The sequence below is a fragment of the Nicoliella sp. ESL1113 genome (assembly GCF_058509245.1).
In genome coordinates this window covers 883,762-900,260 of record NZ_CP196387.1, presented here as the reverse complement: position 1 = coordinate 900,260, position 16,499 = coordinate 883,762, and the positions used below count along the sequence as shown (strand labels likewise).

General features: G+C 40.1%; 17 protein-coding genes. 16 read left to right on the top strand and 1 reads right to left on the bottom strand.

The annotated features are described in order from the left end of the window. Positions 1-6 precede the first annotated feature (6 nt). The 15 genes from ACSYTJ_RS03955 to ACSYTJ_RS03885 all read left to right on the top strand — a co-directional run bounded on the left by ACSYTJ_RS03955 (position 7) and on the right by ACSYTJ_RS03885 (position 15,123). A complete protein-coding gene (locus ACSYTJ_RS03955) occupies positions 7-825 on the top strand; it encodes a TlyA family RNA methyltransferase (RefSeq protein WP_491716327.1) in 819 nt (272 codons plus the stop codon). A gap of 20 nt (positions 826-845) precedes the next feature. Continuing rightward, positions 846-1,301, top strand: a complete 456-nt coding sequence (gene argR, locus ACSYTJ_RS03950; protein ID WP_491716326.1) for an arginine repressor — start codon at positions 846-848, stop codon at positions 1,299-1,301. Between the two features lie 47 nt (positions 1,302-1,348). Then, on the top strand, positions 1,349-3,043 hold the full coding sequence (gene recN, locus ACSYTJ_RS03945) for a DNA repair protein RecN (RefSeq protein WP_491719550.1): 1,695 nt from the start codon (positions 1,349-1,351) through the stop codon (positions 3,041-3,043). A 77-nt stretch (positions 3,044-3,120) separates the two neighbouring features. After that, complete coding sequence (gene gmk, locus ACSYTJ_RS03940) at positions 3,121-3,738, top strand: guanylate kinase (protein WP_491716324.1); 618 nt, start codon at positions 3,121-3,123, stop codon at positions 3,736-3,738. Then, complete coding sequence (gene rpoZ / locus ACSYTJ_RS03935; protein ID WP_491716323.1) at positions 3,738-3,932, top strand: DNA-directed RNA polymerase subunit omega; 195 nt, start codon at positions 3,738-3,740, stop codon at positions 3,930-3,932. Before gmk ends, rpoZ begins: the two co-directional genes overlap by 1 nt. A 67-nt stretch (positions 3,933-3,999) precedes the next feature. Beyond that, positions 4,000-5,205, top strand: coding sequence for a bifunctional phosphopantothenoylcysteine decarboxylase/phosphopantothenate--cysteine ligase CoaBC (gene coaBC / locus ACSYTJ_RS03930; protein WP_491719549.1), 1,206 nt, complete (start codon positions 4,000-4,002; stop codon positions 5,203-5,205). 18 nt (positions 5,206-5,223) lie between these two features. After that, positions 5,224-7,635 (top strand): primosomal protein N', encoded by a 2,412-nt coding sequence (gene priA / locus ACSYTJ_RS03925; RefSeq protein ID WP_491719548.1) that lies wholly within the window; start codon positions 5,224-5,226, stop codon positions 7,633-7,635. A gap of 13 nt (positions 7,636-7,648) precedes the next feature. Continuing rightward, complete coding sequence (gene fmt / locus ACSYTJ_RS03920; RefSeq protein ID WP_491719547.1) at positions 7,649-8,599, top strand: methionyl-tRNA formyltransferase; 951 nt, start codon at positions 7,649-7,651, stop codon at positions 8,597-8,599. Beyond that, positions 8,592-9,929 carry a 16S rRNA (cytosine(967)-C(5))-methyltransferase RsmB gene (rsmB, locus tag ACSYTJ_RS03915; protein ID WP_491719546.1) on the top strand — a complete coding sequence of 446 codons (1,338 nt, stop codon included), beginning with the start codon at positions 8,592-8,594 and terminating at the stop codon, positions 9,927-9,929. The genes fmt and rsmB overlap by 8 nt, the downstream gene beginning before the upstream one ends. A 4-nt stretch (positions 9,930-9,933) precedes the next feature. Next, complete coding sequence (locus tag ACSYTJ_RS03910; protein WP_491719545.1) at positions 9,934-10,695, top strand: Stp1/IreP family PP2C-type Ser/Thr phosphatase; 762 nt, start codon at positions 9,934-9,936, stop codon at positions 10,693-10,695. Next, complete coding sequence (pknB, locus tag ACSYTJ_RS03905; RefSeq protein WP_491719544.1) at positions 10,688-12,589, top strand: Stk1 family PASTA domain-containing Ser/Thr kinase; 1,902 nt, start codon at positions 10,688-10,690, stop codon at positions 12,587-12,589. The genes ACSYTJ_RS03910 and pknB overlap by 8 nt, the downstream gene beginning before the upstream one ends. Before the next feature lie 51 nt (positions 12,590-12,640). Beyond that, entirely contained in the window at positions 12,641-13,522 is an 882-nt protein-coding gene (gene rsgA, locus ACSYTJ_RS03900; protein ID WP_491719543.1) for a ribosome small subunit-dependent GTPase A, read from the top strand. 11 nt (positions 13,523-13,533) lie between these two features. Continuing rightward, a complete protein-coding gene (gene rpe / locus ACSYTJ_RS03895) occupies positions 13,534-14,187 on the top strand; it encodes a ribulose-phosphate 3-epimerase (RefSeq protein WP_491717298.1) in 654 nt (217 codons plus the stop codon). Continuing rightward, a complete protein-coding gene (locus ACSYTJ_RS03890) occupies positions 14,187-14,837 on the top strand; it encodes a thiamine diphosphokinase (RefSeq protein WP_491719542.1) in 651 nt (216 codons plus the stop codon). Before rpe ends, ACSYTJ_RS03890 begins: the two co-directional genes overlap by 1 nt. Before the next feature lie 76 nt (positions 14,838-14,913). Next, positions 14,914-15,123 (top strand): transposase, encoded by a 210-nt coding sequence (locus tag ACSYTJ_RS03885; RefSeq protein WP_491719541.1) that lies wholly within the window; start codon positions 14,914-14,916, stop codon positions 15,121-15,123. Positions 15,124-15,539: 416 nt separating this feature from the next. Here the strand turns inward: ACSYTJ_RS03885 and ACSYTJ_RS03880 are convergent, their stop codons facing one another. Next, on the bottom strand, positions 15,540-15,731 hold the full coding sequence (locus tag ACSYTJ_RS03880; RefSeq protein ID WP_491716312.1) for a type II toxin-antitoxin system RelB/DinJ family antitoxin: 192 nt from the start codon (positions 15,729-15,731) through the stop codon (positions 15,540-15,542). A 119-nt stretch (positions 15,732-15,850) separates the two neighbouring features. Here ACSYTJ_RS03880 and ACSYTJ_RS03875 point away from each other — a divergent pair, with 119 nt between their 5' ends. Continuing rightward, complete coding sequence (locus ACSYTJ_RS03875; RefSeq protein WP_491719540.1) at positions 15,851-16,438, top strand: hypothetical protein; 588 nt, start codon at positions 15,851-15,853, stop codon at positions 16,436-16,438. Positions 16,439-16,499: the final 61 nt, after the last annotated feature.

The window sequence follows — 16,499 nt, the reverse complement described above, 5'->3', positions numbered from 1 at the left end:
GCATAAATGGAAAAGCAAAGAGTAGATATTTTGTTAGTTGCGCAGGGGCTTTTTGACTCGCGTGAAAAGGCTAAACGGGCGGTCATGGCCGGAGAAGTCTTGGGTAAAAATGAGGAACGATTGGACAAGCCCGGTGAACGGATCCCCATTGATACCAAATTACACTTAAAGGGCCGTGCTCTGCCATACGTTAGTCGCGGTGGTTTAAAGCTTGAAAAAGCGCTACGGGTGTTCAAAATTGATGTTAGTGGACTAATCGTTCTAGACATTGGTTCTTCGACCGGTGGTTTTACAGATGTAATGCTCCAATCTGGTGCTAAACAAAGTTACGCCCTTGATGTTGGTAGTAACCAGTTGGTTTGGAAACTGCGCAATGACCCACGAGTAATCGTAATGGAGCACACCAATTTTCGGTATAGTAAGCTAGCTGACTTTACTGATGGACAACCAGAATTTGCGTCGATTGATGTTTCATTTATTTCATTGCACTTAATCTTACCGCCATTAAAACAGATCATTAAGCCGAATGGCGAGGTCGTGGCATTAGTCAAGCCTCAATTCGAAGCTGGTCGAGAAAACGTTGGGAAACATGGGATCGTTCGTGACCATAATGTGCATGTAGCCGTCTTAAATGATATCGTGCAATTTGCAGTGGCGAGTGGCTATTCTGTATTAGGCCTAGACTACTCACCAATTAAGGGTGGCGAGGGCAATATTGAATTTTTGATTCATTTAAAGTCAGTTGACCAGCCCATGATTTCACCCGATGTTTCCGTTGATCAAGTATTACAACGAGCTGATGAAACATTGAACGTAAAGAAATAGGATCAAAGGGGGGTTCTGAATTGAAAAAAAGAGATCGACAACACATGATAAAACAGTTAATTAGTAAGGAAGCAATTCGCAATCAGGCTGAATTTGTTAAAATGCTGGATGCGGTGGGCGTTAAAGTAACCCAAGCGACGGTCTCTCGTGACATTAAAGAAATGCGGTTAGTAAAAGTACCCTCCCGCTCTGGTGGCTATAAGTATAGTTTGCCACAGGAGAAAAAAATCAATATTGAAAAGAAGCTCCAACAAGCAGTTGAGGATTCTTTGATCTCAATTGCGGTGCAAGATAAAAACGTGATGATTAAGGTCTCGCCCGGAAGTGGGCCCGTGATTAGTTCATTAGTAGGTAAAATGAACTATGATGAAATTTTTGGGACGCTTTCTGATGATAGCACGATCTTAATTATTTGTACTTCTGATGATGCCGCTAATCAATTACGAGACAAATTGAATCAACTAGTGGTAAAATAAAAAGACTTAGATAACAAGTCTTTTTTTAGTATAGGGGGATTTCTCCATTGCTACAGGAATTAAATATTAAAAATTTAGCGATTATTGATCATATTGATGTTAATTTTGAAGACCATATGACCGTTTTGACCGGAGAAACCGGAGCCGGAAAATCAATTGTAATGGATGCGATCGGATTATTAGCTGGGGGTCGCGGTTCTAAGTCTTTGATTCGGACTGGTTCAGATAAATTAGTTCTGCAGGGGCAATTCGTCTTTCCTAAGGCGGGATTAACCTATCGACTATTGGATGAGCTCGGGATCGATCATGATGATGATAACGTGATTTTACAACGTGAGATTACCCGAAATGGGCGGAACGTTTGTCGGATTAATGGGATGTTGGTGAATACGAATACGTTAAAGCGTGTTGGGCAAACGATCGTTGATATCGAAGGGCAACACGATCACCAAGAACTATTGCGTCCCGAACGGCATCTACATTTACTGGATGAATTCATTGGAACGCCGATTAAAAAAATTCGGGAACAATACCAAGAAAGTTACCAACGGTTCCGCAAGTTAAAACAACTGGTCGCAGATAAGAATAATAACCAACAACAATGGGCTCAACACATTGACATGCTTCAATTCCAAGTCAATGAAATCAGTTCAGCGAACCTTTTGGAAAACGAAGAGGCTGAACTAGTGAGTGAGCGCGACCAATTATTGAACCATCAAAACATTAGCGATGCCTTGAAGGGGAGTTTTGTGCACATCAATGGTGATGATACGCTCAGTCCGTTGGATATGATCGGGGATGCGATGAATTCAATGCAGTCGATCGAACAATATGGTGAAAATTATCAAGCGATTAGTGCCGATTTACAAAATGCTTATTACGCCCTTCAAGATGCTTCCAATCAAATTTCACATGAATCTGATCTACAGGAATTTGATGCGAATCGTCTTTCTGAAATTGAATCTAGATTAGATTTGATCTATCAGCTCAAGCGGAAGTACGGAGACTCAATTCATAAGATCTTAGCTTATTATGAGCGGATTAGTGATGAGCTCGCCCAAACGGAAGCTGATCAAAGCGATAGCAGTGATTTGGATGCGCAGCTTTTAAAAGCTGAAACGCAATTACAAAAACAAGGTGAGCAAATGAGCACCATTAGGCATCAGTATGCGATTAAGCTGGCCCAATCGATTCATAAGCAGTTAGCAGATTTATACATGGCGCAAACACGTTTTGAAGTTCATTTTGAACCATTGGCTGCCCATCACTATACCAGTAGCGGGATTGAGAACGTCTCATTTTATATTCAAACGAATCCTGGGGAAGGATTCCATGAATTATCTAAAATTGCATCTGGTGGGGAACTATCTAGAATCATGCTGGCATTGAAGACCATTTTCGTTAGTGCCCAGGGCATTACTTCAATTATCTTTGATGAAGTTGATACTGGAGTCAGTGGTCGGGTCGCTCAAGCGATGGCCGAAAAAATCAGTGCAATTGCTGAGACCGAGCAAGTTTTGTGTATTACCCACCTGCCCCAAGTCGCTGCAATGGGTGATCATCATTACTTTATTGGCAAACAGGTAATAAAAGACCGCACCAAAACGACCATTAAAAAGTTAGACCATGATCAACAGGTCTCTGAACTGTCTAGAATGCTAGCAGGTAAGAAGGTAACTAAGTTGACCCTCGAACACGCAGGTGAAATGTTAAAGATGGCCTCTGAAAAGAAACAGCTTTAATCTTAATAATGGGTTGATAAATTAGTCAAAAAAAGTGATAATATAAATAATAGTTTATTTTGAGGGGATATCTAAAAATGGTCAAAAGAGGAATGTTAATTGTTTTATCGGGGCCTTCTGGGGTTGGAAAGGGAACCGTTAGAAAAGCGCTTTTTAATGAACCAGACGTTGATTTTCAGTATTCAATTTCTATGACGACTAGAAAACCACGGGATGGCGAAAAAAACGGGGTTGATTACTTCTTTGTTTCGAAAGAAGAATTCGAAGAAAAAATCAAAAATGGTGAGATGCTAGAGTATGCTAAGTATGTTGATAACTACTATGGCACCCCACTCGAATACGTTAACCAAACCCTTGAATCGGGCAAGGATGTCTTTTTAGAGATTGAAGTAAATGGTGCGATGCAGGTTCGTGCTAATTCACCTGAAGGGGTATTCGTATTTTTGACCCCACCTGATTTATTGGAATTAAAGAACCGTTTGATCGGCCGGGGGACTGATGAAATGGAAGTCATTAATAAGCGGATCCATACCGCAGTTGGTGAAATTAAGATGATGCGTAATTATGATTATGCGGTTTTGAACGATGAAGTGGCAAATGCTGTTGCTAACATCAAAAACATCGTTAGAAGCGAACGACTAAAGGTTACTCGGGTAATGCCCGATTACCTTTCCATGTTAGGAGATGAAAATTAATGTTATTATACCCATCTGTTGATAAATTACTAACTCAAGTTAACTCTCGTTATTCTTTGATCATGTTGGCCAGTAAGCGTGCCCATGAACTAGATGATGGTGCTAAGCCATTATTATCAGAATACAAGTCACAAAAATCAATCGGAAAGGCGTTCGAAGAAATTGCTGCGGGCGTTGTTCAGATTGACCGTTAGACTGATTGTTTTACTCTAGAAACCTTTGTGAAATTCACAAGGGCTTTTTTAATATTCGGAGGTTAAAATGATTCAAAATTTAAACGTTGCCCTTTATGTCACTGGTAGTATTGCTGCTTATAAGAGTTTATTGATGACTAGATTATTAGTAAAAGCGGGGGCCCATGTACGGGTCTTAATGACCGATGGTGCATGTAAATTTATTCAGCCATTGAGTTTTCAAGCCCTTTCTCATTTTCCAGTCGTAACCAATCAATCTGCTGGGATGCATGACGACCAAATTACCCATATTGAATTAGCCCAGTGGACTGATTTAGCATTGGTAATGCCTGCTGATGCGAACACGATTGCGAAGATGGCCAACGGGATTGCTGATAACGAGGTGCTGACGACTTTACTAGCTACTAGTGCAAGGAAGGTACTCGTCCCTGCCATGAACGATCAGATGTTGGCAAATCCTGCGACCCAGCGTAATTTAGCGACCGTTCGTGCTGACGGGGGCATAATAATTGACCCCACGGTTGGCTTTTTAGCAGAGGGCTATGAAGCTAAGGGCCGAATGGCTGAACCTGAATTTGTCCTTGAGCAACTAATGGCATTGAATGCTCCGACTGAATTGCCCTTAAAGCATGAACGGGTGCTAGTAACAGCGGGAGCCACTCGCCAGCCAATCGATCCAGTCAGATTCATTACGAATGCTTCTTCAGGCAAAATGGGGATTTCCGTTGCCAAAGCAGCTGCTAAGCTAGGGGCTGATGTTACTTTAATCTGTGCTGACGTTAGAGTGGCGATTCCAAACGGGATGAAAATAGTTCGGGTGGTAACTAGTGCGGAATTGAAGACCGCTGTGCTACAATTAATGAATGAAAACGATGTATTAGTAATGACTGCTGCTGTTGCCGATTTTGAATCGTTGCATGTTCAAAACCAAAAAATTAAAAAGAATGCTCAATCGGAAACGTTCACCCTCCAATTTAGGGAAGCTGCCGATATTTTAAAGGCGGTTGCTAAGGTGAAACGGCCTGATCAGTATACGGTTGGTTTTGCGGCTGAAACTAATAACCTAAAGCAAAACGCGTTAAAGAAGCTTCGTGACAAGGGGTTGAACATGTTAGTAGCAAATGATGTTGCTAATCAAAAAATTGGCTTTAGTAGTGATGATAACCAAGTGACGTTCTTTTTGGACGATCACGAACCAATTCAAACTGCAGTATTACCTAAACAACAGATTGCAGATCAATTAGTTCGGCTGATTGCCACTGATTTAAAATAAGAAAGGATTCGATTTGCGGTGAAATTTGCACAAGTGTTAGTAGACGTTCCGACAATGCAAACTGACAAACCATACACTTACAAAATTCCAGATGCACTAGCGGATGACTTAAAGTTAGGGATTCGAGTGATCGTTTCATTCGGTCGTGGAAAGCGAAAAGTCCAGGGCTTCATTGTTGGTTTTACTGACCATGTTGATTATGACGGGGAAATCAAGCCCATTGATTCGATCATGGATTTAACCCCTGCTGTTAATTCTGAGATGTTGCAACTTTCTGCCTGGTTGGCGAAAACGACATTTGCGTTTCGAATTAGCTGTGTGTTAACGATGTTACCAAGTGTTATGCGTGCCAAATCGACCAAGGTATTAAGAACGACCGGAAAGCCATTAAGTAAAGAATTAATGGCTTTATTTGGTGATCGTAGCGAGCTTAAATACAATGAAGCAGATTTTACGCCAGCCCAAATGAGGGCGATAATTGATGCGGTGCAATCAGATCAATTATCAGTCGATTATGTGGTTAAAAACCAAGCGCGCCCTAAGCAAGTCGTAAAGATTAGCGCTAATCAAGATGTTAATGAATTACAAGCAGCCCTTGCAAACGTTAGTAAACGAGCTACGGCTCAGCAAAAGATCTTAAAGTGGTTAATTGATAATCCTGAACGTCAAATTGTTCAATCAGCATTGTCCAGTGAACTGGGGATTAATGTTTCAACGATTAATACCGCTGTTAAAAATGGCTGGGCGCGAAAAGAAATGGTGACCGTTTTACGTGATCCCGCTAATCATCATATTGACAAGAACTATCCACTGGCCTTGAACGATGATCAACGAGTGGCAGTTGAAAAGATCGCAGCTTCGATTAAAAGCGAATCAGACGATGTCTACCTTCTAGAAGGGGTGACTGGTTCTGGTAAAACCGAGGTGTACCTTCAAGCGATTCAAAAGGCATTGGTAGCTGGTAAAACAGCCCTAATGTTAGTTCCAGAAATTGCATTAACGCCCCAGATGGTCAATCGGGTCAAGGGACGGTTCGGTAATTTAGTTGCCATGTTGCATAGTGGCCTTTCAATGGGCGAAAAATACGATGAATGGCGGCGGGTGAATTCAGGCGATGCTAAAATAGTGGTGGGGGCTAGATCAGCTGTGTTTGCTCCACTAACCAATATCGGGGTCATCATCATGGACGAAGAACACGATAGTAGCTATAAGCAAGAAGATCCACCCCGCTATAATACCCGTGACGTTGCCAAATGGCGTGGTCAATATAACCACTGTCCAGTTGTGTTGGGTAGTGCGACACCTTCCTTAGAATCACGCGCTCGTGCTGGGAAGGGGGTCTATCAGTTATTAATGTTACCCCATCGGATCAACCATCAATCTTTACCAGTCGTCAACGTTGTCGATATGCGTAATGTGGTGAAGGATGACGGTGAAACTGATTTTTCCAGGCCCCTTTTAGCAGCGATTCAAGATCGGTTGGACAAACACGAGCAATCCGTTTTAATGCTTAATCGACGGGGCTATTCTTCATTTCTAATGTGTCGGGATTGCGGCTTTGTTTTGAAATGTCCTAATTGTGATATTTCATTAACTTTGCATTTAAATGGGCATCGGATGCAGTGTCATTATTGTGGATTTGAGCAACCGATCCCCAATGTGTGTCCGATTTGTCATGGGCATCAGCTCCGTTCATTTGGAACCGGGACCGAAAAAGTGGAACAAGAGCTGAATCGGCTATTCCCGAACGCCAGGGTAATTAGAATGGATGTCGATACTACGAAGCGGAAGGGCGCCCATGAAAAACTACTGGCTCAATTTGGTAGTGGGCAAGCTGATATTTTATTGGGGACCCAAATGATCGCAAAGGGGCTTGATTTTCCAAACGTGACCTTAGTCGGAGTCTTAAATGCCGATACTTCACTAGAGCTCCCTGATTTTCGGGCGAATGAAAAAACCTTTCAACTATTGACGCAGGTCAGCGGAAGAGCTGGTCGGGCTGAAAAGAAGGGCGAGGTTTACATTCAGACTTTTAATCCCGATAATGAGGCCATCCAATTCGCTAAGAATCAAGACTATGAAGCTTTTTATCGTTGGGAAATGCGGTTGCGCTTTATGGCTAACTATCCGCCATATTTCTTTACGATTCGAGTGACCGCCAGTGCAAACTATGAAAATCAAGCTGCCAAGACCATTTATGAAGTTAACCGCTTTTTAAGACAGCATTTAGGGAATCGCAACATCATTTTAGGACCAACACCATCCGCGATTTCACGGATTAATAAAAAGTATTATTATCAAGTACTGGTTAAATATAAACACGAACCAAAGCTCCCGCAGCTATTGGAATATATTTTAAATCATTATCAAACAGCGACGCGGCACGGAATCTATATTTCAATTGATTCTGAACCCGTCAGCTTTATGTAAGGAGAATTTGCAAATGACATCAATTGTATTTATGGGGACCCCATCCTTTAGCGTTCCCATCTTAAAGGGACTAGTTGAAAACGGCTACGATGTTCAAGCAGTCGTCACCCAACCCGATCGACCAGTCGGCAGAAAACGGGTTTTGACCGCTTCACCAGTCAAACAAGCCGCCATTGAATTGAATTTACCAGTATTGCAACCAGCAAAGATCAGTGGTAGTCCTGAAATGGATAAAATAATTTCATTACAGCCCGACATTATCGTTACAGCTGCTTTTGGCCAATTTTTGCCAGATAAGTTATTATCGGCAGCTAAAGTGGCTGCGATTAATGTTCATGGTTCATTACTACCCAAGTATCGTGGTGGTGCACCAGTTCAATATGCCATTATGAATGGTGATTCTGAAACTGGCATTTCAATTATGTACATGGTTAAGGCCATGGATGCTGGGGATGTAATTGCTCAACGGGCAATTCCGATTGAATCAAATGATGATACCGCTTCAATGTTCATTAAGTTGAGTGATTTAGGCCGCACGATGATATTGGATGTGATTCCTCAGTTATTAAATGGAACGGCTGATCGGACACCACAAGCAGATGCTGAAGTGGTGTTTTCACCAACCATTAAACGGAGTGAAGAACGGCTTGATTTTACTCAACCAGCTCGATTAGTGGATGCGAAGGTACGCGCGCTACGACCTGATCCAACTGCCTTTACGATTTTAAATGGCAAGCGGACTAAGGTATGGCAGACAACGCCGCTCACGGATTCGACTACCGAACGACCAGGGGTGGTAGTAGCAAAGACTAAAAAACAATTGGTGATCGCAGCGGGGGATTCAACAACGTTACAACTAGATGTAATTCAACCAGCTGGTAAGCCAAAACAAAAGATCAGTGATTACTTGAATGGTGCGGGGCAATCCATCCAGGTCGGGGAGCAAATTATTACCAATGACTAAACAAGATAATCCACGTCAATTAGCAGTGATTACACTGACTAAAATTGAACAGGGGGCGTATTCGAGCCTCCAATTGAATCAAATTATTCAAAATAGCAATATCGAAGAACGGGATGTAAACCTTTTAACAAATATTGTGTACGGGGTCCTTCAACATAAATTAACGTTAGAATATCAAATTGCCCCCTTCATCAAGAATCCTAAAAAGGTCCAACCATGGGTATTAGTTCTTTTAAAAACAGCTTTGTACCAAATGGAATACTTAGACCGCATTCCCAATCGGGCCATCTTCAATGAATCGATTAACATTGCTAAAACGATGGGGCACGATGGCATTCGCAAGATGGTCACTGGCATCTTGCATCAAATGGACCGCAATGGCGTGCGCAAACCTGATTCGATCAAAGATCCAATTGAACGCATGCAGGTGCAATTCAGTGTCCCCAGTTGGATCATTCAACAATTGATCAATCAAGTGGGGGCAACTAAAACGACGCGCATTTTAGATTCGCTGAATCATCCCGCTAAGCAATCAGTTCGGACGAATACCGCTTTGATCGATCAAGAACGATTAACGCATCAGTTATCATCAGCTGGCTTTGTGGTTACCAAAAGTCGTCTTGCTGATGAAGGGCTGATATTAAAGGAGCGTTCTGCGAACTCGGCAGTTGAATTTAAGAACGGGGAATTAACGATTCAAGACGAAAGTGCAATGTTACCCGTCGAGACCATGACGATCAAGCCAGATCAGCTGATATTAGATGCCTGTGCGGCGCCCGGTGGGAAAACGACGCAGATTGCAGAACGCCTGGCGCTACAAAAAAGTGGCCAGGTAATTGCACTCGACTTACACGCCAGTCGCTTGAAACAGGTGGTCAAAAATTCCCAACGGATGCACTTAAATGAATATATTAAGACCAAGACGCTTGATGCACGACAATTGGATTCAGTTTATGATGATCAAACCTTTGATCAAGTGCTTGTGGATGCCCCTTGTTCAGGGTTGGGCTTGATGAGACGCAAACCTGAAATTAGGTATGAAAAAACGATTCAAGATATAGAACACCTTGCCAAGATTCAATTAGCGATTTTAAATGCGATTGCCCCCAAAATTAAAGTAGGTGGTCAATTAACGTATAGTACTTGTACCATTATCGATCAGGAAAATCATGATGTATTGGTGCAGTTCTTGGACCAACATCCTGAATTTAAAATGCTGCCCATTGAGCTAGATAGTATTCAATCTAAGAGTGGTGAGGTAAGAATTTATCCGGATGACTTTGATTCAGATGGATTCTTTGTTGCAAATTTAGTAAAAACAGGTGATTAGATTAATGAGATTAAAAATTGCTTATCAGACTGATATCGGAATGGTGCGCCCCAAAAATGAAGACGATGCCTCATTTTTTTATGATCAAAATCATAATTTGCTAGCAATTGTTGCTGACGGCATTGGCGGTAATCGTGCTGGCGAAGTTGCTTCCAAGATGGCAGTCGATGGCATTGGTAAACGCTTTGAAAAGGAACGCTTACAATCGATCGAGCATGCTGCCGATTGGTTCGATCAACAAATTAATTTTGAGAACCAAGAAATTTTGGCAATTTCGATGCATGATCAACAACTAAGGGGAATGGGGACCACTTTTGTAGGGGTGATTGGCTTAGATCAAAAATACATTATTTGTAATATTGGTGACAGTCGTGGGTACGTATTTCGAAACGCTAAGTTAACCCAGTTGACGGAAGATCATTCCTATGTAAATGAATTGATCAAGGCTGGTAAAATTAGTAAAAAAGATGCGCTTTCCTATCCTTACAAGAACGTGATCGTAAGGAGTCTCGGAATTTCTAATCATGCTGAACCGACGATTTCAGATGGAGCTATTCAATTAGGAGATCAATTTTTACTTTGTAGTGATGGGTTGACCGACTTAGTTTCAGAGTCCGTAATTAAGTTAATATTGGCATCTAGTCGTTCCACTGACGATAAATGCCGCAAATTAGTGGAAGTGGCGAATCAGAACGGTGGCACTGATAACATCACGGTTTTAATTATTGAAACTCAATCTGATCAAGGAGTTGATGATCATGATTAAGGGACGTTTATTAAACGGTCGTTACCGAGTTATTGATCAAATTGGTCAGGGGGGGATGTCTGATGTATACATTGCAAAGGATGTTCAAACCAATCGATTTGTGGCTGTAAAGTTCTTACGGGTCGACTTTCGCGATAATCCGCATACTAAGGCGCAATTTAAAAGAGAAGCACTGGCAATTAGCCATTTGAATAGCGAACACATCGTCAAAATATATGGATTCGAAGAAGATGATGGGATTCAATATTCAATCATGGAGTACGTTAAGGGGACGAACCTCAAAAATTATATTAAGGAACATGCTCCCATTTCGGTCCCGAACGTGATTAAGATTATGAATCAGATCTTAGATGCAGTCAGTGTTGCCCATCAAAATAACATTGTTCATCGTGATTTAAAGCCTGAGAACGTTTTGATCGATGGTTCAGAAAATGTGAAAATCACCGATTTTGGAATCGCAATTTTTGCAACTGAAAATACGCTGACGCAAACTAATTCGATCGTAGGTTCGATTCACTATCTATCTCCTGAGCAGGTCCGAGGTGAGGTCGCAACGAAGCGTTCTGACATTTATTCACTCGGAATCATTATGTATGAACTCCTTACAGGACAGGTACCATTCGATGGTGATAATCCAGTATCGATTGCTTTAAAGCATTCTAAGGCTCCATTGCCACCGATTAACAACGGCAAAAATAAGATTCCGCTCGCAGTCGAAAATGTCGTCTTACAAGCGACTGCTAAAAATCCCAAGGATCGGTTTGAATCGATTTCTGAAATGCAAAAGGCATTAAACATCGCCCCCCATTTAAAACGGGTGCTACGGTTTACCCCGCAAAATTCATTTGATGTTGAAGATGAAACTAAAGTCATGAATTTTGATGATCTAAATTTATTGGATAATACGGCAGATGGTTCATCGAATTCCAATAAATCGGTTAAAAATCCTGGAAAGGTTTTTTGGGGGACTTGGGTCGGAGTTGTCGTTGGCATTTTGGTCGTCTTCGGATTGACGGTCCACTTCTTTTTTGTCCAGGTCCCATCTTTAAATGGGCTCTCTAAAGAGCAAGCAATCAAGCGATTACAATCAACTGGCCTACAGGTCGACCGTATTAAGTATCAATATGCTGATAACGTGCCGATCAATCAAGCGTTCAATACTGATCCAGCAGCCAAGCGCTGGCTATTTCGTAACGATAAGGTCACGTTAGTACTTAGCAATGGGGTCAGTAAAATTGATTTGAGTAATTATATTGGCCAGGATTTCGATGTTACCGCTAAGGAGTTGGAAAACCAAGGCTTTACGGTTGAAAAAACGTACTCTAGTTCTGATACGTTCGGCAGTGGTAAAATTTTAAAACAGAATTTTATTCCGGGCAATTCATATAGTCCTCGGAATAAAACGATTAAATTTGAGGTGTCTGACGGGATTAAGCAGTTCATGATGAAACGCTTGATCGGGCTAAGTAGGGATGAAGCTGCTAGTTATGTTCAGATGATGGGGTTAAATCCAACCTTCGATTATCAATATAATGATGAATATCCAGCTGGAATCGTGTTCAATCAAAATCCAGGGGATGGCTTGACCGTTTATAATGGTGATAACATTATTATTTCAGTTTCCAAGGGTGAAAAGGCCAATGGAAAAGAAAATGGTTCCCATACTTTAAACGTTAATGTTAATTTACCATATAAGAGTAATAACAATAATTCGAACAATATCGATATTTACGTTAAGGATGAGGATAATTCGATCGATCATCTTTATCGACGAATTACGATTTATCAAGATACTAAGTTCATCATTCCATTTAAGTTGGACGGAAAGACCCCCGGTGAATATAAAATCATTCGGGATGGTAAAACCATCAGCTACGTTAAAAATATTAATTAGGATTTTTTATCTAGATAAAATTTAGTATAATAAGATAAAAGGGGTGTTTAATTGGCAAAGGGCAGAATTTATCAATCATTGAGCGGTTTTTTTGACGTTCATTCTGATGGCAAGACCTACCGTACGCGGGCGCGTGGTAACTTTCGAAAACACGGGATTAAGCCGGTCGTGGGTGACATCGTAGAGTTTGAAAATGACTATATTTTAAGCGTTGCTGAACGCAAAAATGCGCTAGTGCGCCCGCCGTTAGCAAATATCGATCAAGCGGTGGTGGTCACCGCTACGACTGAGGCTGAGTTTAGTATTAATTTATTAAATCGGCAGTTGATTGCGCTTGGTATCAGCCATATCAAGCCGATCATTTATTTTACTAAGTTAGATTTATTAACGCCGAAACGCTTTTCTACCATTCAATCGTTAGCTGATGATTACCAAAAAATTGGGTACACGACAATTTGTGCGCATCAGCAATCTGATGATGATTCATTGCAAAATCTAAAAGCACATTTTGCGAACTGTTTAACTGTTTTTATGGGGCAAACGGGGGCTGGTAAATCAACGTTATTGAATAAGATTCTCCCTTCTTTACACCTGGCAACGGGTGAAATTTCTCAAGCATTGAACCGAGGGCGGCATACGACACGTAAAGTCACCTTGATTCCGATTGCAGGTGGATTAGTTGCTGATACTCCTGGTTTTTCATCTTATGATACTTTTGACATTGATTATCGAGAACTAAGGGATTACTTTCCAGAATTTGTTCGCAACGCTCCTGATTGTAAGTTCAGAGGGTGTTTACATGTGAATGAACCTGGTTGTAAAATTAAAGCAATGGTTGCTGATGGTGAAATATTAAAAAGTCGTTACGATGATTATTTGCAGCTATTTAATATGCTCAAGAACCGTAAGCCCATTTATAATAAAAAGAAATGAGGAAAATGAAAATGATTAAAGTAGCTCCATCAATTTTAAGTGCAGATTACGTTAATTTACAAAGGGATATTGAAAAGGTTGAAAAGGGTGGCGCTGAATACCTCCATATTGATATCATGGATGGGATGTTCGTTCCAGCCATTTCATATGGTCCTAACTGGGTCAAAGCCATCAGACCGATCTCAAAGATGATCTTAGATGTTCACATGATGGTGCAAAACCCAGAACGCTACATCGATACCTTTGCCGATGCTGGTGCTGACTTGATCGGAGTCCACGTTGAATCGACTCCCCATATTCATCGGGCCCTTCAAATGATCAAGAATCAAAACGTGAAGGCCGAAGTAGTGATTAACCCAGGGACTCCTGTGGAAGCAATCAAGCCCGTTTTATATTTGGTCGATCAAGTGTTAGTAATGACCGTTAACCCTGGTTTTGGGGGCCAAAAGTTTATTCCAGAAACCGTTAAGAAGATCGCTGAACTAAACGCCATTAAGAAGGAAAATGGCTATGACTTTGATATTGAAATTGACGGAGGGATTAATGACCAAACCGTCAAAGAAGCCTATGATGCTGGTGCAACGGTAGCCGTTGCTGGTTCATATGTATTTGGTGCTGATGATCCTGCAAGTAAGGTTCAAGCAATTAAGGATGCGACTAAGTAATGGTAAAGAGGATTAACTTGTTAAGCGGCGGTCCGGTCGAAAACTGGCCTGCAGCGATTGAAGAACGCCAAGTTGATGGTGATTGGATTGGCGTTGATCGAGGGACACTACGGTTGATTAAATTAGGCTACAATCCCATTTATGCAATTGGTGATTTTGACTCAATGAGCTCAGCTGAATTGAAGTTAGTCCAAGCCCACGTTCATGGCAATCATCAATCTAATCCAGAAAAAGACGATACCGATACTCAGTTAGGCTTAAAGGTTGCAATTGAACGCTTTCATGCCGATGCAATTGACATTTATGGTGCAACTGGCGGACGAATCGATCACTTTTTGGCAAACTTTTTGATGGTTTTAGAATTACGGTTTAGAGCATACGCGCCCAAGATTCGCTTGATCGATAAGCAGAATACGATTAGTTATTTTTTACCGGGCAAGCACACCATTACAAAAGAACCCGATAAAAAGTACCTGGCGTTCGTGCCGTTGAACAAAATGACTTTGACGCTTAATGATGAAAGATATCAACTAGATCAATATCCAATTCAAAATCCAGTTTCTTTGGCTAGTAATGAATTTATTGGCGAGACTGGCCACTTTGAATTTGATCAAGGGGTCATGGCAGTAATTCAAAGCCGTGACAAATAAAAAAAGACCAGTTATAAACTGTGAAGAGCCCTCTATATGTTGGACAGAAAATGTTCAGCATATGGGGGTCTTTATTTTGGCAAAATATAGTTATGAATTTAGATTAAAAGTTGTTTTAGAATATCTTTCTGGAGTTGGATCAACTACGTTTAACCATAAATATAGCATTGAGGGTGTTGCAACAGTCTACTCATGGTTAAAGACGGATAAAAAGTTTGGTAAAACAGCACTATTCAATAATAATGGATGTCATGTTAACCATAAAAGAGCCCAAAGAATCATGTAAAAATACAATTTACAGTGACAACTATAAGAGGAAATGTTTAGATAATGCTCAATGAAATCAATTTTCCATATTATGAAAATTGAAATGATGAACAAGGATTATAATACCAAAAAATCTTTAATCAATGCGATGAAAACATGGATTAAGGATTACAATAATATATTAAAAAAAACTAGGATACCAATCACCAAATTAATATTTGGGATTGATATCCTAGTAAAAAGTATTAGTCCAACCTATTGGGATCATATCAAAATTATTTGATTACTTGAGCTAAATTAATATGATATTCAGCCTGTAATGCTTAATCTAAAAAGTAATATTCTACTGACATATGATCGCTAAAAGCCATTTGATAGATACGATCATCTGACATTTTCAATATATAATAACAACTATTTGTTGTTCTTGACACTTTAGCATTGACTACTTCTTTGAGTTTTAGATCTCCGCTTAACATTAAAGGGTAGTTCTCTATCTATTACAAGTTGCCTAAAAAATAAATCAATAGCTTTACTTTGTGTTAATCCAATACTTTCCAGAACTTCTTTAGCTTGATTTTTTAAGTTCTCATCAATTCTGACGTTAAGGTTTGATTTCTTTGCCATTATTTTCCTTCTGTTCTTTTAATGTGAAACACTTAATCGTTTATGCATTAATGAAAACATGATATTATTAAGTTTGTTAGTATGGTGCTAAATTAATTAAAGAGGGGTTGTAAAATACAATGTTATTAAATTTCGATGCTTCAACCATTAAAAATATTATCAAGAGACACAATGTCTCTATAATGAAAGATTATGATTTAAAATTATACGGTCCAGAATTTTTAAAGCAATTCGACCTAGAAGATCCAATTCCATATACCGAAAAATATGATGCCATTGATCCAAAAGAGTTAGATTTAATAGAATATAAGCAAGTCAAAGAACATGAATACTCATTTAAAATAAATATAAGAAATGAATCTAATAGAGATTATATAAATCCCGAATTTTCATTACTACCAATTGACACCGAAAATTTAAATTCAAAGGGCTTACTTGCACCAATTTTAACAGATGGAGGTCATATCTTTGAAGAATTAAATGATATGTCTATTTCTGGTTTGGACTTTGATAATTATTCTTACCGTGTAAGAGATGGAATACCCGGAAAAAACAAAATTACATATGTTGAGTTTGGGAATAAAAAAGATATTTTAATGCCCATAGTAAGTCCTACGGAATTAATAGATAAATTATTTGCCATAGATATTTCTGTTGCTGAATATATGGAGGAATCCAGAACAGACGGAGAGTTTGGTCTTTATTAGGGATTTCTTTTCTATGATTCAGATAATAAATCTTATATAAAGTAACGATACATTTGTATTT